Raw genomic sequence first — 21,628 nt, forward strand, 5'->3', positions numbered from 1 at the left:
CTGCGATCTGTGACATCTGGTTTTGACTCACAGCTGTGAAGCCGCCGGCACTGCATCAGACCCAGAGACCTTGAGCTGCTCCGCCAAGCCCGAGAGCAGGATAGTCAGTCCTTGATCGAGCTCCGCAGCGCCGTCGTACTCGGCAAGGACAGGCCCCAGCGCCCGCAGATGAGGAAACTCTTTCACCGGCAAGTGGTGCAGTCCCAGGCGCAGGGTTGCTTCGTTTTCGTCAGCGTCCACGACCAGTTCCTGAAAATCATTCAGGATATGCCCGTAGACGAACCCATAGAAGGCGCGGTAAACGTGCAGCGCATCGGTTGGTTCGAAGTCGGCCTCAATCAGCAGCCCCAGAATCTGCTCCAGCGGCCGCAGGGTTCCCAGCGGGCGCAGGCCCAGCGGGGTTGACAGGGGCCTGGTGACCAGAAGCGGCACCGTATTGGGGTGACGCAGGGCCAGGAGCCGGAGGTCATGGGCAATCCGGCGCAGCTGGACCTGCCAGTCTGGATCGTCCGCAGAGAGGGACAGTTCATTCATTACGGCCTCGGTGACCCCATCCAGCAGGGCTGCCCGGTTCGCTGCGTACCGGTACAGGCTCATCGGATCGCACCCCAGTTCCTGGCCGAGCCGGCGCATGCTCAAGGCCTCCAGACCGTTGGCATCCACCAGTTCCAGGGCGGTCTTGAGTACAAGCTCCCGGCTCAGCCGCACCTTCCGCGGCCCGGTCGAGGTGGGTTGTTCTTTCGGGGATGCCATCGAGGATCCGTCCTGGTCGTTTGGATCGGGCCTGCTCACCGAATGACAAGCAGCCTTGCTTGACAGCAAGTCTACGCCTGGAGTCTACAGTGTAGAGAATTGGTCTGCGGATTATAAGCAGACAAACAGCGCAGACAATACCTTGCTGTCGCCGACCTAATGGTCTCGGGTCCGACAAAGGCCACCCGTGCTCCCATCGGCAACGACTAAACCGTATTTCCGGTGTTTACTGCCGGATTTGATTGGCGGCTCACCCGCGACCAGGCGAAGGAACTTCAGCGAGAACTGGCAACCATAGTCAGACGGTACGCCAACCAGGCCCAAGGCGTCGGACCCACGAGCGAATACCTCCTGCACTTCCAAGCTCCCTGAATGCCCGACTGTTGCTCCTCAAACGAGCCACGTATCGCTGCGGCTCGGCTGGGGATTCTCGAAGCAAGAGAGTGGCGCCAAGCTGGCGCGGTGATCGATCGTCCTACGGGGTACTCGAGACCATGTTTGACTGATCGTTCAGTCATGGGTAGTCTGAGTTTATGGCTGGTGTAGCAAAATTTGATCGGACAGCGGTGTTGCTCAGTGCGGCGCGCGAGTTCGCTGACCGCGGATACGAAGGCACATCGATCACGCAACTTGTCACAGCGACCGGCTTGCTCCGCGGGAGTCTCTACGGTTCCTTCGGGAGCAAGTCGGAACTGTTCCGGCTTGCGTTGCATGAGGCGGTATCCGAGGACAGTGATCGCGATCTCGTCCTCGACCTAGTCACCGTCGCACTCCGGGAACGTGCCGCGCACGATCCCGACGTCGCCCAGCTCGTCAGGGACCGCCTTGCCGCGCTCGACGGGACAGGGATGCCAGCTAGTGAGCAGATCTATCGTCGGTTGACCACTCGGGCAGGTATTCAACCCAGCGAACTTTAACTCCCGGCGACCGCCGGAGCAGAACAGAGGAGAAACTATGGCCACGGCAAGTATTTCCGGTGACGATCTGGTCGTCACGATCAAGGGAATCCGCAAGCTCGGTACGATGAAAAGTGAACTGTCCATCCCGCTCGCGAAGGTGCGAGGCGCAACCTTCGATCCCGCTCTGTCCACCGGGTGGCCCGGCCTCAAGAACGCGAAGCAGTGGCCGGGCATCAAAGTTCTCGGGACCGATGCCTATGGTCGTTACCTTGGCGGCACCTTCTCCCAATAGGGAGAACGCGTCTTCTGGGATGTTGCCAAGCCCGAGAATGCGATTGTCATCACCGTTGAAAACGACGAGTTCACCAGGCTCATCATCGAAGTGGAACACCCGGAAGACACCGTGCGCCAGATCGAGGCCGCCCTCGCCCGGCGAGCCTGACCGAAGGGAAAGCGACTACCGATGTCATCGAGATTCAACAATAACGCGATAGACCCATTTGATAGGCCCGCCGCATGCAAGGTGATGGCCTCGAATGCCCCTAGTGCGGGGGAGTCTGGAAATGAAGCACGAGCTGCTTTGAAGACTTCCAGCGACTCTCTCGTATGCTCCCAAGTTCCTCAGCGTTGATCCGCACTGGACATAGCCGAAAACTCAGTTGCTCAAACCCTGGTGCGGTTTAGGCCACCACTGGGCCATCTGAATTCACGCCGGCTGAGTGCCGCCGCCCTGCGGCGATCACCCCAACCGGATTCTTTGGAATGAACTTGTTCACGAGTGCACCCTATCTGCTAAGGCAGTCCGCCAATCCACGGACATCGTCGGCCTCTGCGTCTAGGAGCAAAAAGAACAATCATGATTCCCCTAGGATCAGCCGAGCGGTTGAGCTTCCGGCGGTGAGGTATTTGGGGTTGCGCCGTCCGTCGCATGATGTGGTTCGATGGACTCACGTCCCGTCCCACTGAGGAAGGCCCGCTCATGCATGGCTCCTTATTCCGCCGCGTCAGGTCAAGATCGATGATGCGGCATCGTTCGTTGGCACCACGCCGGGGGTGATCCGTGACTACCACGAGATTGGCCTGCTGCCCGAGCCCGAGCGGGACAGCGACGACCGCTGCCGATACGGCTACGAAGACATGATCCGGCTGCTGTGGATCCAGAAGATGGCCGACGCCGGGATCGCCTTGGACGACATCCGTGACGTCTTTGCTGACACGGCTCTTGCCGGTGCCGCCAGCGGCCGCGACGACACGGTCGTGCAGCGCATGCGCACCCCGGATGGCAGGATGGGTCTACTCTCCGACTTCGTCACCGGCCGCCTCAAGGGCCTGCCCGAGGGCTCGCTGCGCCAGGCGGACCTGGACAACCTGCTGGTCATGGAACGGATCTTCGGCCCGCTCGGTGCGGCCGTCAATGCCGGCCGTTACATCGCCTTTGCCACCCACCCGGGTTTGCGGGAGGAATCCGACCGCGTTGATGCCGCCGAAGAGGCACTCGATGACACGGTCGCCGTCGACGACCCCCGCGTGGCACAGGTGGCTGCCAGACGGCACGCCTTCGAGCTGGTGCTGCAAGCCGTCATCGAGGACTCCGGCCTGGCGCAGAGCGACGAAGCGCTCTTCGACTCTTGGGAGGCATTGCGCCCCGCTACCGCTGATGAAGGTGAGGACGAGGTCGGCCAAGGCGCCGGCAGAGGGGAAAAGCGCGTGAGCCTCATCGAGGCCATCGGAATGATGCCCTACGACTTCTCTCCGGCCCGCCTGCGTTGCATGGAATTGGTCCAGGAACTTGCCGCCCACGAGTCACCCGCTTCTTAAAACAAGGCCTGGTGTCCTGGCCGAGAAAGTGTCCGCCAAGGGATCCCCACCGGCACGGAAGTTCCGACCAACATCGGTTGTTTGGCGGAGGCTCTCCGCGTCCGACTCACCCGGCACCGGCTTGTCGGAAACACTTCCTGGGTGAACGACTCTAGGCCTGCGATCCGGTAAATGCTGGTCGCCTACCTGCCCTCAACGCCCTTTGGTGCACTTGATTTCGCCCAAGTAGCCCTTTGGTGCACTTGATTTCGCCCAAGTAGTTGCGCAGGGACGGCAAACGGAATCCAATAGCCCAATGACGAAAGATCCCGGCACGACCACATCAAAACCACCAACCGGGCTGAAGCGGGCAATTGGTACACCGCTGCTGTTCGCGTTTATCGTGGGCGACACCCTCGGCGCCGGCATCTACACCCTCGTAGGTACCATGGCGGCCGATGTCGGTGGCGCGATCTGGATACCCCTGCTGATCGCACTGGTCGTCGCGCTGCTCACCGCCGCGACATACGCGGAACTGATCACCAAGTACCCGCACGCCGGAGGAGCCGCGCGCTACGCCGACCGGGCTTTTGGCATCCCCTACGTGTCATTCCTCGTCGGCTTCCTGATGATGGCCTCCGGAATCACCACAGCCGCTGCCCTGGCGAACGCCTTCGCGGGCGATTACCTCACGGTGCTCCTCGACGTGCCAGCCGCCCCCGCAGCGGTCGTGTTCATCATCTTGCTGACCTTGATCAACCTTCGCGGCGTCCGAGAGTCCCTCACCGCAAACCTCGTAGCTTCCATCATCGAGGTAACCGGTCTCGTCATCGTCATCGTCGTCGCCGCCATCGTCCTCGCCTCCGGCAACGGAGACCCATCCCGGCTGCTTGAGTTCGCACCGGACGTACCGCCGTTCCAAGGCGCCTTCGCCGCATCGATCGTCGCCTTTTTCTCTTTCCTCGGCTTCGAGGCGGCAGCAAACATGGCCGAGGAAGTGCGCAACCCGTCCAAGGCATACCCCCGCGCACTGTTCGGCGCCATCTGCACCGCAGGGGTCGTCTATCTCCTCATCGCTCTCGGGGCGGTCATCGTCATGCCCCCGGGTGACTTGGCCGAGTCCACCGGACCTCTCCTCGAGGTTGTTGCCGCCAGCGAAGTCGGAATCCCGCCGGGACTATTCAGCCTCATCGCCCTGGTCGCCATTGCCAACGGAGCACTGCTGTTCATGGTGATGGCCAGCCGTGTGGGCTACGGATTGGCGGAAGCGGAACTGCTCCCTCGGGCCTTTGCCCGCGTGCTGCCGGGCCGTCGCACCCCCTGGGTCTCCATTGTTGTCGTTGCCGCATTGACGATCGTCCTTACCCTCACCGGAAATGTCTCCTCATTGGCCGAAACCACCGTGCTGCTCCTGCTCCTGGTGTTCCTTTCTGCCAACGTCAGCGTCCTCGTCCTCAAAAAGGACAAAGTCGATCACGACCACTTCACAGCCCCCCGGTTCGTGCCGATCCTCGCGATCATTGCGAGCGTCGCCCTCCTCACACAACAAACCGGGACCATCTGGCTCGGCGCCGCCGCCTACATAGTGGTCGGATCCTTGTTGTTCCTCGCTGCCCGGGCCGGACGCAAACGCGAGCAACGGTTGAGCGCCAGCTAAGTCGCGGCACGCCCACTGCTGGGGATTCAAAGGGGAGCGGTGGAGTTCGACGGCGATCTTCTGCCTGCCAGGAGGGACCGTGCTGGCCGCAGGTCCAGAGCAAACTCGCTGCAGCGAAAGACGCGTCCTTCCGGCTGAAGTGAACTGAAATGAACTGACGCGGCACACCGTTCTGCCCCGGCAATGAAACGGGGAAGCCGTCTTCCATATATGATAAGCACGCTTAGGACTGACCGGACAACAGCCGGAATGCGGACTGCTCCCAGCCAAAGGCGGAGGATCGGATCCGGTGATGTTCGTTAATATGACATGGACTTTGTCCGCCGATATGAGAGTGAATTATGGAAGACGCCCTTATGACGGGTACCAGCGTGGATTCGAGTGCGAAAGGCAAACACCGGCCAGCTGGCCCGGCCCGCCAGCGGCATCTCAGCGACTTCACCGCTTTGACCCGGCAGGTTCAGGAAGCCGGCTATATGCGCCGGAATTACGGCTATTACTGGGCCAAGCTGATCGGATTAACCCTGATGGGCCTGGTGCTGGCCCTGGCTTTTATCCTGCTCGGTGACACGTGGTGGCAGATGGTGACAGCGGTGGTGCTGGCGTTGTTGATGACACAGATCGCGTTTCTGGGCCACGACGCCGCACACCGGCAGATCTTCGTGTCACCGAAGTGGAATGAGTGGGTCTCACTGATCGTGGTTAATCTCTTCGCCGGCATGGGCCTTGGCTGGTGGAATGCAAAACACAGCAAGCATCACGCTGCACCGAACAAAATCGGCGTGGATCCGGACATCGCTCCCGGCGTGCTGGCATTCACCCCCGAGGCGGCCGAAGCGCGCACGAACCGTTTGACGCGCTGGCTTGCCACCAAACAGGGTTACTTTTTCTTCCCGCTACTCCTGCTTGAGGGAGTCAACCTGCACGTGCAGGGCATCAAGCGGGTACTGGGTAAGGGGCGGATCAAGCGGCGGTGGGTGGAACTTAGCTTCATCGCTGTGCGTCTGGTCAGTTATGCGGTGCTGGTCTTCCTCGTGCTTTCACCGGGGAAGGGCGCAGCGTTCATCGGCGTCCAACTCGCCGTTTTCGGGCTGTATATGGGGATTGCCTTCGCGCCGAACCACATCGGCATGCCGATCGCGCCGCGGGACGCGGGCATCGATTTCCTGCGGCGTCAGGTATTGATGAGCCGCAACATCACCGGAGGCCGGTGGGTGGATACCTTTATGGGAGGACTGAACTTCCAGGTTGAACACCACCTGTTTCCCTCCATGTCCCGCCCGAATCTGCGAAAAGTCGCCCCGCTGGTCCGCCAGCACTGTGATCAGCTGGGGGTGCGGTATACCGAAACCGCGTTTGGCCAATCCTTGAAGGACGTCACCGCCTATATCAACAAGGTGGGCCGCGGCGGGGTCGATACGTGGGCATGCCCACTGGCCAGCACGCACCGCGTGTAAGTTCGGAAACTCTGCCGCGCCTGCGGTGCACTGCTTTATTTCGTGAATATCGTAAAACCGGATCGCTCCTAAGGGGGTGATCCGGTTTTGGTTCCGGCGACCAGGGGATCGCCCACAGGTGCTTTAGGGCGAGTCATGAGCACATTAACGCAAGTTGCCCTTTTGTCGTTTTCCCGCCGAGGCCATGGTCATCGGCGTGTGACCGGAATCGTCATGCCGGCGGCTCATCCCGGCACACAGAACAAGGCCGATCCGAGGGCTCGCGGGCCAAAGAGCCAGAAGGGATGCGGGTTGCCCCTACGATCAAGTTGTGAAGTTTCGACCGACATCCTTCGATGACCTTGCACAGCTGCGCGCCTGGGTAAGTACCAAGGAAGAAATGATGCTGTGGTCGGGGCCAACGTTCACCTGGCCTCTCACGGACCGACAACTGCGCACTTATCTGGGCAATCCACAACGACGGTACTGGTCCGCGGTGGATCCTGACAGTGGTGAGATGACTGGCCATGCATCGCTGCTGGTGGACCAGCCTGCCCGAATGATGAGATTGGGCTACATCATTGTGGATCCACAGCGCAGGGGCCAAAGCCTGGGACGTGAACTGGTGCAGCACACCACACGGGCTGGCTTCCGGCTCACCGGCCTGCCGACAATGAAACTGCACGTCTACGCTCACAACACGCCGGCCCGCTGCCTCTACGCCAGCCTTGGGTTCCAGGAAACCGGCGTGAGCTTCCGCGTTAGCGACAATCAGGATGCGCTTGAAATGGAAGTATGCCGCAGCGAGGTACTTGCCGCCGAAGCCCTCGAACGCAGATAGGCGCATTTAAACCGTATTTTGCTCGAGTCAGAATTCTCTGAGGATTTTGCTGAACAACACATACTCGCCGTCCTGGCCCGTGGTCTCATAGCCCGCGCCCTGATAGAGCAGGCGTGCCTGGTTGGTGCGGTGAACACCGAGCTCCGCAACGCGGGCTCCGCTTGGGCAGACCCTCTGTTCGAACGCATCCAGGAGGAGCCGGCCGAGTCCTTGGCGACGACGGCTGCCGAGGACATTGATCGAGACCAGGGTCGCGGTGTCACCATCGAGGCTCCACATCGCATACCCGAGGGGATGTCCGTCTGCATCGACGCAGAAGAGCGTCTGGGGAAGGCACTCGATCCAGAACGCGAGGTTCAGGTCCAGGGCTGCCAGCCACCCCTGGTGCGCATCCGGTTCAATGGCCTCGATGTACTCGCGCTCCTGGCGGAAAATGAAAGGCAGGTCGCTTACTTCCGCGAGTCGAAGGCGTGTCGGGACAGTCATGGAGATGAGCATCTCACATCGGGTTCATGTGCGTTCACGCCGGAAGTCACAGTGATTTTAGTGGTCAGCGTAAGACCTGTCCCAGTGAAGGACCGGCTGGCCGGGCGGCAGGGCTATTTTGGGTGGCATCGCTCAGGCGTCAGACACTTCGGTGCCAGTCGGTGACTTCCGGGTGCGCTGTGAATCCTGCCGCCAGGTAGGTGGCGACGGCTCCCGCGTTAGAGGTCTCCGCGCAAACAACGGCGCTGGATGATCCCATTTGCCGGAGCTCGTCGACTGCCGCCTTTGTCATGACTGTGCCGTATCCGCGACCGCGGTGTTCCTGATGTACTGCCAGCGGTTCGATCAGTCCAGGACGCCCTTCGCCAGCCGACCACACCGCGGCGACGGCGACGACCTGACCGTCACGGCATCGCAGGGACAGTATGCGCGCGAGGTCGAGAAAGGGGCTTTCCGCAGCTAGACGCCATCCGTCCACGAAATGTTGGATGCGCTCGTCCGGGATCGGGGTGCCTCGGAAGGCCGACCAGTGCACAGCCACCCACTCAGCGGTGTGACCTGGTTCCACGGTCTCAATGACGAAGCCCGACGCCTTGGGAGATGCTGCCAGATCGTGGTGGAGCGGTGTCCACGGTTCGTGGGGCGCCCAATCGTTCTGCGCAAGCTGCTCGATCAAGGCAACCGCACCGCGCGCCTCGATAGTTGCTGCTCCTGCGCCGAGGATTCCGGCCATCGGGTTGTTGACGTCAGCAACGATGCGAAGGGCAAGGCGTGCATCTTGGCGCCGCGTCGGATCAATGGCGAACCGCAACAGCTCGGGACCGTCGAGAAGGGCAATGGCAAGGGTCGTGTCGCCCTGAGACCACACGCGCGTCGCAGCGGCAGTGGCGGCTGGCCCTCGCAGGGAGTACCAGCCCAGATCGCCTGGGTGTAGCTGCAGCGGTTCCCTGTCGTGCTGCCACTTCGCCAAAACGCTGCAGATCTCGCCGAGCTCGTCTACACCTGGTGTTCGCAGGACAACGTCCATGATCCCCCGTTTTTCTTCTCCAAAATGCTCCAGTTCCCAAGGCCCGGGAAGTATTTATCCGGTAGAGGATCCTCAGTGTGGAGCGTGGTTCGCTAACCCGTCCGCGCTGATGGGGTTCGAGAGACTGAACTCGCAGTACTTTCCGGTCAGTTCCCCGCCGACGCTGAACTCGAGCCGAAGCGTCCGAGCCTCAGCAGGGGGAGCCGGTGTGTAGACCCAGAGCGCGTCCCACTCCATACCGCTGCCGGCCGTTTGGCCTCCTGACCGCCGGTACTCGGTGCCAATATCATCAGATACAACCGTGGTGATCCCCTCAAAAACGGCGACGCCAGGCATCGGAGGCGGGTTCTCAGATCGGTCTGATCCTGCAGCTTCACGCCGCTTCCACCACTCCTCGAGTCCTCGGTTGAAACGGCCGTCCCGGGACATTGTCTCTTTCCCACGCACTCCGCTGAGGTGCACGTGGATGCCCGGCTCTCCGGCGCTGACACCGACGAAGTCTGGCGCGTCTTTGAACTCAACACCTGCAAAGCGAACGTCGATACCATCGCTGGTTCCGACCACAAGGTCATGAGGCGCGTGCGTGAGTGCAATCATGCAGTCACTTTAGCGGCCCTAGTTCGCACGCGTCAGCGCGGGTTTTCCAGCGCCGCGGCTCAGGCAAACTCCGCGACGCTGAGGTGCCGGAACGCCGACCCGTGGAACACCAGCGGCTCGTGGGCATCGTCATGCGAGGCGTGGCCGTGGACGCGGAGCAGCACGACGCTGTGGTCCCCGGCGGGCACCTCGTTCTCCACTGAGCACTCGAGCCACAGGGCTGCCCGGTCCAGGAAAAGGGAACCCGATTCGTCGGTGTGCAGGTTCAGGCCCGCAAAACGGTCCCCGGACTTGGACGCAATCTGCTTGCAGATCCCCTCGTGGTCGGAGCCCAGGATCGATACCCCGATCCTGGCCGCGGGCCGCAGCACCGGCCAGGTACGGGAGGTGTTCTGCACGGCGAACATCACCAAGGGAGGATCCATCGAAACGCCCACGGTAAAGGATGACGCAACAATTCCCTGCGGCTGCCCGTCCACCACAGCGCACAACGCGGCAATGCCGGAGGGGAAACGTGAATAGGCACGGCGCAGGGCCGCGGGCTGAAGATCGGTAACAAGAGACATGCGAAGAGATTCCTCTGCCTTAAGCGCCGGACCGACGATTAACAACAGGGTCGGCACAAACGCGGTACTTGCCGCAGCCGGGAAGTTTTGCCGGGCGGCCGAATCGTCACCTGGAGCACCCCGCTACGGCGAGAGGGTTGCCGTCCAGCCGGCCAGGGCCCGTGGCTGGAACTCTTGATTCTTCTTCCAACGTAGGCGGCACGGGTGCACGCCTGCAAACACCTGCCTTAGTTCGTAAAACTCAGCTTCACAAAACTCCCCGCAGCGAATGAAAACTCCCCACGGTGAAGGGATAGAGTTTGGGCATGAAACAGCGGTGGTTTAAACAGGTGGACGTTTTTGGCAGCGAGCCGTATTTGGGGAATCCCCTCGCCGTGGTGCTGGAAGCCGAGGGACTTTCGGACTCCGACATGGAGTCCTTCGCGCGGTGGACGAATTTGTCCGAAACCACGTTCGTGCTGCCTCCCACCCGCGACGGCGCCGATTACCGGGTGCGGATCTTCACCCCCGGCGGAGAAATCCCGTTCGCTGGACACCCGACATTGGGTACCTGCCACGCGTGGCTGGAGGCCGGCAACAAGCGCCGCTATCCCGACGTCGTCGTGCAGGAATGCGGGATCGGCCTCGTAACGCTTCACGCCAACGCAGGCATTGCCGCGTTCGCCGCGCCGCCGCTGCTGCGCTCGGGCCCCTTGGAGGACGAAGTCCTGGACCAGGCACTGCGTGCGCTGAACCTGGACCGCACACAGATCCTCGCCTCCAACTGGATCGACAACGGCCCCGGCTGGCTCGGACTTCTGCTGCCCGACGCCGCTGCGGTGCTGGCACTGAAGCCGGATCCCACCATCATGGGCAACCTGCGCGTGGGCGTCATCGGCGCCCAGCCCGAGGACGCCGAAACCGACTTTGAGGTCCGCGCCTTCGTTCCCGGCCTGGGCATCACCGAAGATCCGGTGACCGGAAGCCTCAACGCCGGCCTCGCCCAATGGCTGATCGGCGCCTCCCTGGCACCGGAGCGCTATGTGGTCACGCAGGGAACCGCGGTGCAGCGGTCCGGCCGGGTCCGCGTGTTCACCCGCGACGGCAAGATCTGGGTGGGCGGATCCACCGTCACCTCCATCGACGGCACCGTCACCCTCTAGGCGCAGCGTGTTCAGCCTTCAGTCCCTTTCCCTGCCCGTAATCGGTGCGCCCATGGCGGGCGGGCCGTCCACGGCCGAACTCGCCGCGGCGGTCAGCAACACCGGCGGGCTGGGGTTCCTGGCCGCCGGCTACAAAAGCTCAGCAGCCGTGGCAGCGGAAATCGCCCGCACCCGGAGACTCACCCAGGCGCCGTTTGGCGTGAACCTCTTTGTTCCGGACCGCGCCAACACCTACCGCGCCGCTCCCGGCACCCCCGCTGCCGGCGCCACAGCCGGCGAAAAGCTGGCAGCGGCACTGGCCTTCCGGAACCTTCTCGCTGCCGGAACCGCAGCGGAACCCGGGCTGCCGGACCCCGACGACGACGACGGCTGGCCCGCCAAACTGGAACTGGTCCTGCAGGAACGGGTGCCGGCGGTGTCCTTTACCTTTGGACTGCCGGACCCGGAGATCCTGGCGGAACTCGCCGGGCGGGACATCTGCACGGTCGTCACCGTCACCGACGCTGCCGAAGCCCAGGCCGCGGCCGACGCCGGCGCCCGGATGCTCTGTGTCCAGGGGCCCGAGGCCGGAGGGCACCGCGGAACGCTGGACAGCGCCAAAGTTCCAGGCGACGTTCCCTTGGACCAGCTCCTCCGGGGGATCCGGAAGGCCTGCGACCTGCCCCTGATCGCTGCCGGAGGAATCTCTGCACCGGGTGACGCCGCCGCGGCATCTGCCGCCGGTGCTGCAGCCGTCCAGATAGGAACCCTGCTGCTGCTCAGCAGCGAAGCGGGCACCAGCCCGGTGCACCGGGCGGCCCTGCGGGAAGCAGCGCAGGGCGGGCGGTTTTCCGAAACGTCACTGACCCGGGCGTTCTCCGGCCGCCCGGCCCGCGGGCTGACCAACGCTTTCATGCGCGCCTATCCGGATGCGCCGGACGCCTATCCGTACGTCAACCAGATCACGGCTCCGCTGCGGGCCGCCGCAGCAGCGGCGGGGGATCCGGACGGGGTCAGCCTGTGGGCCGGCACGGGGTACCGGCTGGCCACGGAGCAGCCGGCAGCGGACATCGTCCGCCGGCTCGCCGGGAACTGACGAGGCAGCAGCGGCCTGAGCCGCCGCCCCGCCGCTGTTCAAGCCGCCGCCTCCGCCGCCGTTCAGGGCGCCGAGCTTACGGCACCGAAATCCGGATGAAGACCGACGCCGCGTCCTTCGCGGCCTTGGCCAGCGCCGCCGCTTTGGGATCCTGAACGTCCAGGAAACGCAGCCGGGCCAGAGCGCTCCAGGGACGAAAAACCGGCTCGCGGGCCAGCACCTCGAGCAGGGGCCGGTCGCCGCCGAACACCAGGTACTCGGGCGGATGCTCGGCGAAAATCCGGGCCGCCTGCTCCGCCGTCCGGGACTGCACATACCGGCTGCCTGCCTTGGAGGCGAGCAGCACGCCGTCGCGGGCGACCCCCACGGCGAAACCGCCGCGGCGCAGCAGTACGATTCCCAGCGTGCGGGACTGGCCGGCCAGCGAGACCAGGCGCTCGACGTCGTTCGAACCGCGCCCCGGCCGCCCGTCGTCCGGCCACGGCGCCAGCAGATCGGCTTCGGTGCCGTTGGCCGCCAGGAGATGCAGGCCGCCGTGCTCCGGAGTCAGGGTCAGCTCGCCGTTGCCGGCGGCGAACCGTTCCAGCCAGCCCGGCAGCCGGTCGGCGGAGACAAAGGTGGAGCGGGTGACGGGCATTTTGACGATTCTCCTGGCGGGACTGCTGGTTCGGTTGGGCAGAGCGCCGGCAGTCGCCGGGCCCGGTCAACGCTACGGCACGAGTAGCCTTGGGGAGTGAGTGATTTGTTCAGCAGCGACAGTGACGGCGACACCGATACCCGCGATGACAACGACGGCGGCGGGTTTGGTGCCGGTGCCGGCGACGACGGCCGGAAGCGCCCGCGCAGCCCGCTGGCCGTGCGGATGCGCCCGCGGTCGCTGGATGAGGTGGTGGGCCAGCAGCACCTGCTCGGACCCGGATCCCCGCTGCGCACCCTGGCGGAATCCGCCGACGACCGCGGCCCCGCCGGACCGTCGTCGGTCATGCTCTGGGGCCCTCCCGGCACGGGAAAAACCACGTTGGCCCACGTTGTGGCCCGCGGCTCCGGCCGGAAGTTCGTGGAGCTCTCCGCCATCACCGCCGGGGTGAAGGATGTCCGCCGGGTGATGGATGACGCACTGACCAACCGTGATCTGCACCGCATCACCACAGTGCTGTTCCTGGACGAGATCCACCGCTTCAACAAGGCGCAGCAGGACGCGCTGCTGCCCGGGGTGGAGAACCGCTGGGTGGTGCTGGTGGCCGCAACCACGGAAAATCCGTCCTTCTCGGTGGTCTCGCCGCTGCTCTCGCGCTCCCTGCTGCTGACGCTGAAGCCGCTCACCGAAGAGGACATTGCCGCCCTGCTGCAGCGGGCCGTGGAGGACGAGCGCGGCCTCGCCGGACGGGTAACCCTGAGTGATGAAGCGCTGGAGCATCTGGTGCGGCTGGCCGCCGGCGACGCGCGGCGCGGACTGACCGCGCTGGAGGCCGCCGCCGGCGTCGCCTATTCCGAACGGAACGACGCCGAAGGCATCCCCGAGGTCACGCTCAGCGACGCCGAAAAGGCACTGGACGTGGCGGCCCTGCGCTACGACCGCGCCGGCGACCAGCACTACGACGTCACCAGCGCCTTCATCAAGTCCCTGCGCGGTTCGGACGTGGACGCCGCCCTGCACTACCTGGCCAAAATGGTGGAAGCGGGGGAGGACCCCCGGTTCATTGCCCGCCGCCTGGTGATTTCCGCCGCCGAAGACGTGGGAATGGCCGATCCCACGGCGCTGCAGACGGCGGTGGCCGCAGCCCAGGCGGTGCAGCTGATCGGCATGCCCGAGGGCAGGATCATCCTGGCTGAGGCAGTGGTGCACATTGCCACCGCCCCCAAGTCCAACGCCGCCTACAACGGCATCAATGCGGCCATCGCCGACGTGCGCGCGGGGCGCGGGCAGGGGATCCCCGCGCACCTGCGGGATGCCCACTATCCCGGAGCAAAGCAGCTCGGCCACGGCAAGGGATACGTCTACTCCCACGACGAACCGCACGGCGTTGCCCGGCAGCAGTATCCGCCGGATGACCTGGTGGGCCGCGACTACTACGAGCCCACGGGCAACGGTGTTGAACGGGACATCTCGGCGCGGCTGGAACGGCTGCGCGGGATCATCCGGGGAAAGTAACGCCCCCGGTGGGCGTGCTAGGATTGATGGTTGACTGGCAAGCGCGACGCCGGACCCCCCTTCGAAGCTGATAGCGGCGAAGTTGTGCCCGGTGCCGTGTCTGTAGCAGAAGGCAGCGGTTGGCCCGAGCTCTCCCTAATGGAGGCCAGTACTTACATATCAGTCATCACGGTATCCGGTGAAAACCAGGGCTGCGGTGGCCAAACCGCCAAAACAGTGAAAGGTGAACGTGGCTAACAACACACGTGCACGCCGTCAGGCCCGCGCTTCGCGCGCCCTCGGCATTGCTTTGACCCCCAAGGCAGCCAAGTACTTCGAGCGTCGTCCTTACCCCCCGGGTGAGCACGGCCGCGCACGTCGCAAGCAGGACAGCGACTACGCGGTACGCCTGCGTGAAAAGCAGCGTCTGCGCGCCCAGTACGGCATCCGCGAAGCACAGATGACCCGTGTCTTCGAGGAAGCCCGCCGCACCGCCGGTCTGACCGGTGAAAACCTGATCGAGCTGCTCGAGATGCGTCTCGACGCCCTCGTGCTGCGCTCGGGCTTCGCCCGTACGATCGCCCAGGCCCGCCAGCTTGTTGTGCACCGTCACATCATGGTTGACGGCGCCCGCGTGGACCGCCCGTCGTTCCGCGTTTCCGAAGGCCAGCTCATCCATGTGCACATGCGCAGCGAGACCATGACGCCGTTCCAGGTTGCCGCTGCCGGCGCCCACCGCGACGTCCTGCCCGCCGTTCCCGGTTACCTGGATGTTTCCCTGGACAAGCTGCAGGCCCGCCTTGTGCGCCGCCCGAAGCGCTCGGAAGTTCCCGTGACCTGTGAAGAGCAGCTCGTCGTGGAATACTACGCACGCTAATCTCGAGTTTTTCTCGATTTATCGCAACAGCCCGCGGCCCCCGCCGCGGGCTGTTCGGTTATGCGGCCCCTTTGCCGGCCGCGCACGCCCCGCAGGGGCGAGTAAGTGCTGCAGCCGCGAAGTAGGTAAGGTACATAGCGGAAAGTCCAAGTTACAACCCCAAGATTCAACCCCAAGAGGAGTGCCATGTCGGGTGGAGATATTGCCGGTCTGATTGCTGCCGGTGTGTTCGCAGTGCTGGTAGTGCTGCTGGCCGTCCCGATCTGGAAGCTGGGCAAGGTGTTTGATGAACTGCGCGGCGCCATTCGCACCATCAGCAACGAGACCACCCCGCTGATCGAGGAAGTCACCACCACGGTGTCCTCCACCAACCTGCAGCTGCAGAAGGTGGACGGCATTTCCTCCAACGTCTCGGACGCCACGGCCAACATTTCCGCGCTGTCCTCCCTGGTGGCTGCAACAGTCGGGTCTCCGCTGATCAAGGTTTCGGCCTTCAGCTACGGAGTCCGTTCGGCCCTTTCCTCCCGCGGCAAGAGCCGCGGCCGCCGCAGCCGCTAAACCCGCCACCAGCACAGGAGCGAAGAGCATGATCAAACGAGTCTTTTGGATGTCCATCGGTGTCACCATCGGAGTCATCGCCGTCCGCCGTCTCTCGGACGCCAAGAACACCCTGGGTCCGGCCGGACTCAACCAGGCCATCGGCACCGCCGCCGGCGCCCTGCAGAACTTCGCCGACGCGTTCCGTGACGGCATGACTGAACGTGAAGGCGAACTGCGCACCGCCTTGGGCATGGACACCGGCGACACGGTCGCCGACACCATGGCCGCCGCGCGCCGCTGACCGCCGGAACCTAGCCTGCACCACCTGGCACGCCGCACCGTCTGGAACGCCGTGCCAGCAGCATCAACCTGCGAACGCCTGAATTACCGGAAGGGTAAAAAGCACCATGAAGTCCCACGAGATTGCACGCCGCTGGCTGGATTTCTTCAGCGACAAGGGCCACACGGTGGTTCCCTCCGCGTCCCTCGTTACCAATGATCCGTCGCTGCTTTTCACCGTGGCCGGCATGGTGCCTTTCATCCCTTACCTCACCGCCCGTGAAAAGGCCCCGTACAAGCGGGCCACCAGCGTGCAGAAGTGCATCCGCACCGCGGACATCGAGGAAGTGGGCAAGACCGCGCGTCACGGCACCTTCTTCCAGATGGCCGGCAACTTCTCCTTCGGCGACTACTTCAAGGAAGAAGCCATCGGCTTCGCCTGGGAACTGCTGACGAAGCCGGTTGCCGACGGCGGCTTCGGCCTGCCGTCCGAAAAGCTGTGGATCACGGTCTACGAGGAGGACGACGAAGCCCTCGCCATCTGGCGCGACAAGATCGGCGTTCCCGCCGAACGCATCCAGAAATTCGGCAAGAAGGACAACTACTGGTCCACCGGACAGCCCGGCCCCGCCGGCCCCAGCTCCGAGATCTTCTACGACCGCGGACCTGCCTACGGCGTCGACGGCGGCCCGGCGGCTGACGATGACCGGTACGTGGAAATCTGGAACCTCGTGTTCATGCAGTACCAGCGCGGCGAAGGCACCGGCAAGGACAGCTTCGAGATCCTCGGCGAACTGCCGCAGAAGAACATCGACACCGGCCTCGGCCTGGAGCGTCTGGCCATGATTCTCCAGGGCGTGGAGAACATGTACGAGACTGACCAGGTCCGCCCGGTCCTGGACAAGGCCTCGGAGCTCTCCGGCAAGGAGTACACCTCCGCCGAGGACCCCTCCGATCCGCACCACACCGACGACGTGCGGATGCGCGTGGTCGCCGACCACGTCCGCTCGGCCCTGCTGCTGATCGCCGACGGCGTGAGCCCCTCCAATGAAGGCCGCGGCTACGTGCTGCGCCGCCTGATCCGGCGTGCGGTGCGCAGCATGCGCCTGCTGGGCGTGGAGACCGCCGTCCTGCCCGAGCTGCTTCCCGTCTCCCGCGACGCGATGAAGGGCACCTACCCCGAGGTCGAAACCGACTTCGCCCGCATCAGCCGCATCGCCTACGCCGAGGAAAAAGCGTTCCTGCGCACCATTGCCTCCGGCACCGAGCGCCTCGAGGAAGCCGTCAAGGAATCCCAGGCCGCCAACAAGCCGCTCTCCGGCGAAGACGCCTTCACCCTGCATGACACCTACGGCTTCCCGATCGACCTCACGCTGGAAATGGCCGAGGAAGCGGGCCTGAAGGTCGACGAGGCCGGATTCCGCTCCCTGATGCTGGAACAGCGCCAGCGCGCCCAGGCGGATGCCCGCGGCAAGAAGCACGGCCACAACGACGTCTCGGTGTTCAACGAACTGCTGGCCGCCGGCTCCACCGTCTTCACCGGCTACGACGAGCTGACCAGCGAATCCCTGGTGCGCGGCATCATCTCGGGCGGCGCCCGGGTTCCGCACGCCGGCCAGGGCTCGGAAATCTCCCTGGTGCTGAACGAAACTCCGTTCTACGCCGAAGCCGGCGGCCAGGCCGCCGACACCGGCCTGATCACCGGTGACGGTTTCGTCCTCGAAGTGCAGGACGTGCAGCGCCCGGTCAAGGGCCTGAGCGTGCACAAGGCCATCGTCCGGGAAGGCGAAATCGCCGAGGGCTCGGCCGTGCTGGCTGCCGTCGACGCCCAGCGCCGCCACGAGGCCGAGCAGGCGCACTCCGGCACGCACATCGTGCACGCTGCACTGCACCAGATCCTGGGCCCGGAGGCGCTGCAGCGCGGCTCCTTCAACAAGGCCGGCTACCTCCGCTTCGACTTCTCCTGGGGCGAAGGCCTCTCGGACGCCGCCAAGTCTGAAATCGAAGAGGTGTCCAACCTCGCGATCCGCAGCAACTACCAGGTCGAGACCAAGGTCATGTCCCTGGCCGAGGCCAAGGCCCTGGGTGCGATGGCGCTGTTTGGCGAGGCCTACGGCGACATGGTGCGCGTTGTGGAGATGAACGGCGACTGGTCCCGCGAACTCTGCGGCGGCACGCACGTCGAATCCACCTCCCGCATCGGCAGCCTCACGCTGCTGGGCGAGCAGTCAGTGGGCTCGGGAAACCGCCGCGTGGAAGCCTTCGTGGGCATGGATGCCTTCCGGCACCTGGCCGCGGAACGCGCACTGGTCAACGAGCTCTCCGAAATGCTCAAGGTTCCGTCCGTTCAACTGCCGGACCGCCTGGCCGCCACCCTGGCCAAGCTGAAGTCCACCGAAAAGGAACTCGAGCGCCTGCGCCGCGAGCAGCTGGCCGCGTCCGCCGCGGCACTGGTGGGCAAGGCAGTTGACGTCGACGGCGTCCGTGTTCTTGCACACGACGCCGGACCCGGAGCCGGTGCGGATGACCTCCGCACCCTGGCCCTGGACCTGCGCTCCCGCCTGGGTGCGGGCGCCGCCGTCGTCGCCGTTGCCGGGGTGTCCAATTCCCGCCCCGTGGTGATTGTGGCCACGAACGAGGAAGCACGTTCCGCAGGCGTCAAGGCCGGTGCGCTGGTGAAGCTTGCCGCCGGCGTGCTCGGCGGCGGCGGCGGCGGCAAGGACGATGTGGCGCAGGGCGGCGGCTCGGACGCTTCCAAGCTCGGTGAGGCACTCACCGCCATCCAAGCCGCAGTTGCCAACCGGGGCTGACAATGGAGCTGCAGGACTACCCCCGCGGGGTTAAGTTGGGGGTAGACGTCGGCCTGGCCCGGGTGGGCCTGGCCGTGAGCGATCCGGACGGGATGCTGGCCATGCCGGTGAAAACCCTGAAGCGGGACGCGAAAAAGAACAGCGACATCAAGGTACTCGTCCGCGAGGCTGCTGACCGCAATGCCGTTCAGGTATTCGTTGGCCTGCCGCGCAGCATGCGCGGCACGGAAACCGCCTCAACCCAGATGGCCCGGGACTACGCCGATCTGCTGCTGACCGAACTGGAACGCAGCGGCAACGGTCTTCCCGTTCACCTCGTGGACGAGCGCCTCACCACTGTGAGCGCGCATCGTTCGTTGCACGAAGCTGGCTTGAACAGCAAGGATCACCGTAGAGTGGTGGATCAAGCGGCCGCTGTAGCGATTCTGCAGCAGGCCATTGACATGCAGCGTTCCCTTGGACGCGATGTGGGGGAGCCGGTCACATCATGCCGGCAGCAGCGCCAGACAGGCGCCCTGCCGGCCCCGACACAGGAGCCAATCATTTCCCAGGACAACAAGCGCGGAAACGGGTCCGCGCTGTGAGCCACAGATATCCGGATTTTCCGCCCATGGGAGCGGAACCGGACTATGAACCGAACGCCCATCACGGAGCTGACCAGGCTGGAGGCAACCCTCCGGTGGAAGACTTCTTCGAGGACGAGCAGGACACGCGCGGCAACAGCCGCCCCACCGGGGAGAAACAGCGCCGCCGCCGCCGTCGCACCATCGTCATGCTCGTTGTGCTGGTGTTTTTTGGGGGCGTCGTCTTCGGCCTCACCATGTTCCTTCGGGACCTGCTGGGACTGAATGAGATCAAGGACTATGAAGGCGCCGGAACGGGAAGCGTGAGCTTCACGGTCGCCGAGGGCGACGGACCGATGATCATCGGCACGAAGCTGGAAACGGCGGACATCGTCGCCACGGCCAAGGAATTCGTTAACGCGTTCGCCGAAGAGGCCGAGGGCCGGCAGATCCAGCCCGGATCCTATGAAATGAAGCAGCAGATGTCATCCTCGGCTGCTCTCGAAGCGCTGCTGGGCGAGCAGGGTGCCGCGGTGCACTACGCCGCCGTTGCCCGCGACCTGCGCCAGGGCGAAGTGTTCGACATCCTCAGTGCATCCACCGGAATTCCGCTGGCGGAGTTCGAGGCCCTGGCCGAGGATCCGGAAGCCTTCGGGCTGCCGGCCGAGGCAGTGAGCCTGGAGGGCTACCTGCACCCGGGTGAATACCGCTTCCCGCTGGAGCAGGACGCAACCTCCATCATCGAGGAGATGATCGGCAATACCTTCGCCACGCTCGAGGACGCCGAAATCACTGATCCCGCCGAGCAGTACCGGATCCTGACCAAGGCCAGCATTATCCAGGCGGAGGCCGGAGAGGCCGACTACGCCAAGGTTGCCGGTTCAATCCAGAACCGTCTCCGGGCCGACAACGTGGAAACCAGCGGGCTGATCCAGTCCGATGCCACCGTGACGTACGGCCTGAACCGCAAGAGCTACGACCTGACGCCCGAGGAAAAGGCGGACAAGTCGAACCCGTACAACACGTACGCCAACCCGGGGCTGCCCGTCGGACCCATCGGTTCGCCGAGCAAGGAGGCCATCGATGCGGCCGCCAACCCCGCTGACGTTCCGTACTACTACTGGGTGACTGTGAACCTGGACACCGGCCAGACCGAGTTCTCCTCCACCCTGGCCGAGCACGCCAAGTACGTGCTGGAGTACCAGGAATGGTGCGGCACCCAGAAACCGGGCAGGTGCGGGTAGTTGACGGAGCGTCCCCGGCGGGCAGCCGTCCTGGGGCATCCCATCGGCCACTCCAAGTCGCCGATGCTGCACCGCGCCGCCTATCAGTACCTCGGGTTCAACTGCACCTATGATTCCCTGGACGTCCCCGAGGAGGACGCGGCAGCCTTTGCCGCGTCCCTTCGGGTGCCCGACCCCGCGGAACCGCAGTGGGCCGGGCTCTCCGTCACCATGCCCCTGAAGTCCGCGCTGCTCCCGGCCATGGACAGGCTCACCGCCACCGCCGCGGACTTGCAGGTCCTGAACACCGTGACCTTCGAGTACACCGGCGCCGGAGTCGTCCTCACCGGGCACAACACCGATGTGGCCGGCATCGTGAACGCCCTGCGCCACGCGGGTGCCCGGAGCACGCCGCGTGTGATCATCCTCGGCGCCGGCGGCACCGCCTGCGCCGCTGTTGCGGCAGCGGGCCGGCTCGGCGCCGCTTCGGTGACGGTCTGCGCCCGCCGGTTTCCCGCACGGGAAAACGGCACCGCGGCGGTGGCCGACGTCGGCCGCCGCACCGGCACCGCGCTGGAGCTGCGGCCCTGGACCGATGCGGCGGCGCTCTGCGCGGATGCCGACGTCGTGATCTCCACCCTTCCTCCGTACGGCGCCGATGCCTTGGCCGACGCCCTGGCCGCGGCACCGAGGGCCGTTGCCGGGCCGGGCGCCGTCCTCCTCGACGTGGCCTACAACCCGTGGCCCAGCAGCATCGCCCGGGTCTGGACCGCGCAGGGCGGCCGGATCGTGCCCGGACTGGAAATGCTGCTCTATCAGGCAGTGGAACAGGTGCGGCTCTTCGCCGGCGGGAAGTTCCGTGACGAGAATGCCGTCACAAACGTGATGTGTGACGCGGTCGGTGCGCCGCGGCGCTGAAGCCGCGCGCC

Annotated in this window: 22 protein-coding genes and 1 riboswitch; of the genes, 16 read left to right on the forward strand and 6 right to left on the reverse strand. The window is 64.7% G+C overall.

Translation table 11 applies throughout. The features are described 5' to 3' along the window. Positions 1-27: 27 nt before the first annotated feature. Entirely contained in the window at positions 28-753 is a 726-nt protein-coding gene (locus QNN99_RS06040; protein WP_229965517.1) for a TetR/AcrR family transcriptional regulator C-terminal domain-containing protein, read from the reverse strand. A 533-nt stretch (positions 754-1,286) separates the two neighbouring features. Here QNN99_RS06040 and QNN99_RS06045 point away from each other — a divergent pair. From QNN99_RS06045 to QNN99_RS06070, 6 genes are all read left to right on the forward strand, one after another. Continuing rightward, positions 1,287-1,670, forward strand: a complete 384-nt coding sequence (locus QNN99_RS06045) for a TetR family transcriptional regulator (RefSeq protein WP_229965518.1) — start codon at positions 1,287-1,289, stop codon at positions 1,668-1,670. A 37-nt stretch (positions 1,671-1,707) separates the two neighbouring features. After that, entirely contained in the window at positions 1,708-1,944 is a 237-nt protein-coding gene (locus tag QNN99_RS06050) for a hypothetical protein (RefSeq protein ID WP_229965519.1), read from the forward strand. 722 nt (positions 1,945-2,666) lie between these two features. After that, positions 2,667-3,470, forward strand: a complete 804-nt coding sequence (locus QNN99_RS06055) for a MerR family transcriptional regulator (RefSeq protein ID WP_284015814.1) — start codon at positions 2,667-2,669, stop codon at positions 3,468-3,470. A gap of 295 nt (positions 3,471-3,765) precedes the next feature. Then, positions 3,766-5,106: an APC family permease gene (locus QNN99_RS06060; RefSeq protein WP_229965522.1), complete on the forward strand. Its 1,341-nt coding sequence runs from the start codon at positions 3,766-3,768 to the stop codon at positions 5,104-5,106. Between the two features lie 356 nt (positions 5,107-5,462). After that, on the forward strand, positions 5,463-6,563 hold the full coding sequence (locus QNN99_RS06065; protein ID WP_229965523.1) for a fatty acid desaturase family protein: 1,101 nt from the start codon (positions 5,463-5,465) through the stop codon (positions 6,561-6,563). Between the two features lie 310 nt (positions 6,564-6,873). Then, positions 6,874-7,383, forward strand: coding sequence for a GNAT family N-acetyltransferase (locus QNN99_RS06070; protein ID WP_229965525.1), 510 nt, complete (start codon positions 6,874-6,876; stop codon positions 7,381-7,383). A gap of 27 nt (positions 7,384-7,410) precedes the next feature. On the opposite strand, the gene QNN99_RS06075 is transcribed toward QNN99_RS06070, so the two are convergent. From QNN99_RS06075 to QNN99_RS06090, 4 genes are all read right to left on the reverse strand, one after another. After that, positions 7,411-7,869: a GNAT family N-acetyltransferase gene (locus QNN99_RS06075; RefSeq protein ID WP_229965526.1), complete on the reverse strand. Its 459-nt coding sequence runs from the start codon at positions 7,867-7,869 to the stop codon at positions 7,411-7,413. Positions 7,870-8,008: 139 nt separating this feature from the next. After that, on the reverse strand, positions 8,009-8,896 hold the full coding sequence (locus QNN99_RS06080; RefSeq protein ID WP_229965528.1) for a GNAT family N-acetyltransferase: 888 nt from the start codon (positions 8,894-8,896) through the stop codon (positions 8,009-8,011). 72 nt (positions 8,897-8,968) lie between these two features. Next, a complete protein-coding gene (locus QNN99_RS06085; RefSeq protein ID WP_229965529.1) occupies positions 8,969-9,493 on the reverse strand; it encodes a hypothetical protein in 525 nt (174 codons plus the stop codon). A 59-nt stretch (positions 9,494-9,552) separates the two neighbouring features. Continuing rightward, on the reverse strand, positions 9,553-10,059 hold the full coding sequence (locus QNN99_RS06090) for a flavin reductase family protein (protein WP_229965531.1): 507 nt from the start codon (positions 10,057-10,059) through the stop codon (positions 9,553-9,555). A 59-nt stretch (positions 10,060-10,118) separates the two neighbouring features. Then, positions 10,119-10,239: riboswitch (SAM riboswitch) on the reverse strand. 125 nt (positions 10,240-10,364) lie between these two features. Between QNN99_RS06090 and QNN99_RS06095 the strand changes: the two genes are divergently transcribed. Continuing rightward, the gene (locus QNN99_RS06095; protein ID WP_229965533.1) at positions 10,365-11,201 is read left to right on the forward strand and encodes a PhzF family phenazine biosynthesis protein; all 837 of its coding nucleotides are present in this window, start codon (positions 10,365-10,367) and stop codon (positions 11,199-11,201) included. A 7-nt stretch (positions 11,202-11,208) separates the two neighbouring features. Continuing rightward, entirely contained in the window at positions 11,209-12,276 is a 1,068-nt protein-coding gene (locus QNN99_RS06100; RefSeq protein ID WP_284015783.1) for a nitronate monooxygenase, read from the forward strand. A gap of 76 nt (positions 12,277-12,352) precedes the next feature. Here QNN99_RS06100 and QNN99_RS06105 read toward each other — a convergent pair whose 3' ends face one another. Further along, a complete protein-coding gene (locus QNN99_RS06105) occupies positions 12,353-12,913 on the reverse strand; it encodes a Vms1/Ankzf1 family peptidyl-tRNA hydrolase (RefSeq protein WP_229965535.1) in 561 nt (186 codons plus the stop codon). 96 nt (positions 12,914-13,009) lie between these two features. Here QNN99_RS06105 and QNN99_RS06110 point away from each other — a divergent pair, with 96 nt between their 5' ends. From QNN99_RS06110 to QNN99_RS06145, 8 genes are all read left to right on the forward strand, one after another. Beyond that, positions 13,010-14,428 (forward strand): replication-associated recombination protein A, encoded by a 1,419-nt coding sequence (locus QNN99_RS06110; RefSeq protein ID WP_229965536.1) that lies wholly within the window; start codon positions 13,010-13,012, stop codon positions 14,426-14,428. A 229-nt stretch (positions 14,429-14,657) separates the two neighbouring features. Further along, positions 14,658-15,284, forward strand: coding sequence for a 30S ribosomal protein S4 (gene rpsD / locus QNN99_RS06115; RefSeq protein ID WP_229965537.1), 627 nt, complete (start codon positions 14,658-14,660; stop codon positions 15,282-15,284). A gap of 186 nt (positions 15,285-15,470) precedes the next feature. Next, positions 15,471-15,842, forward strand: a complete 372-nt coding sequence (locus tag QNN99_RS06120; RefSeq protein ID WP_229965539.1) for a DUF948 domain-containing protein — start codon at positions 15,471-15,473, stop codon at positions 15,840-15,842. Positions 15,843-15,870: 28 nt separating this feature from the next. Beyond that, a complete protein-coding gene (locus QNN99_RS06125; protein ID WP_231712420.1) occupies positions 15,871-16,125 on the forward strand; it encodes a hypothetical protein in 255 nt (84 codons plus the stop codon). A gap of 106 nt (positions 16,126-16,231) precedes the next feature. Next, positions 16,232-18,913, forward strand: a complete 2,682-nt coding sequence (gene alaS, locus QNN99_RS06130; protein ID WP_229965540.1) for an alanine--tRNA ligase — start codon at positions 16,232-16,234, stop codon at positions 18,911-18,913. A gap of 2 nt (positions 18,914-18,915) precedes the next feature. Next, positions 18,916-19,497: a Holliday junction resolvase RuvX gene (ruvX, locus tag QNN99_RS06135; protein ID WP_229965542.1), complete on the forward strand. Its 582-nt coding sequence runs from the start codon at positions 18,916-18,918 to the stop codon at positions 19,495-19,497. Between the two features lie 26 nt (positions 19,498-19,523). Next, positions 19,524-20,720: an endolytic transglycosylase MltG gene (gene mltG, locus QNN99_RS06140; RefSeq protein ID WP_229965544.1), complete on the forward strand. Its 1,197-nt coding sequence runs from the start codon at positions 19,524-19,526 to the stop codon at positions 20,718-20,720. Continuing rightward, a complete protein-coding gene (locus QNN99_RS06145; RefSeq protein WP_269439160.1) occupies positions 20,721-21,617 on the forward strand; it encodes a shikimate dehydrogenase family protein in 897 nt (298 codons plus the stop codon). The last annotated feature ends 11 nt before the right edge of the window (positions 21,618-21,628 follow it).

Origin of the sequence: Arthrobacter sp. zg.Y820 (assembly GCF_030125555.1) — a bacterium.
Taxonomy (GTDB): domain Bacteria; phylum Actinomycetota; class Actinomycetes; order Actinomycetales; family Micrococcaceae; genus Arthrobacter_B.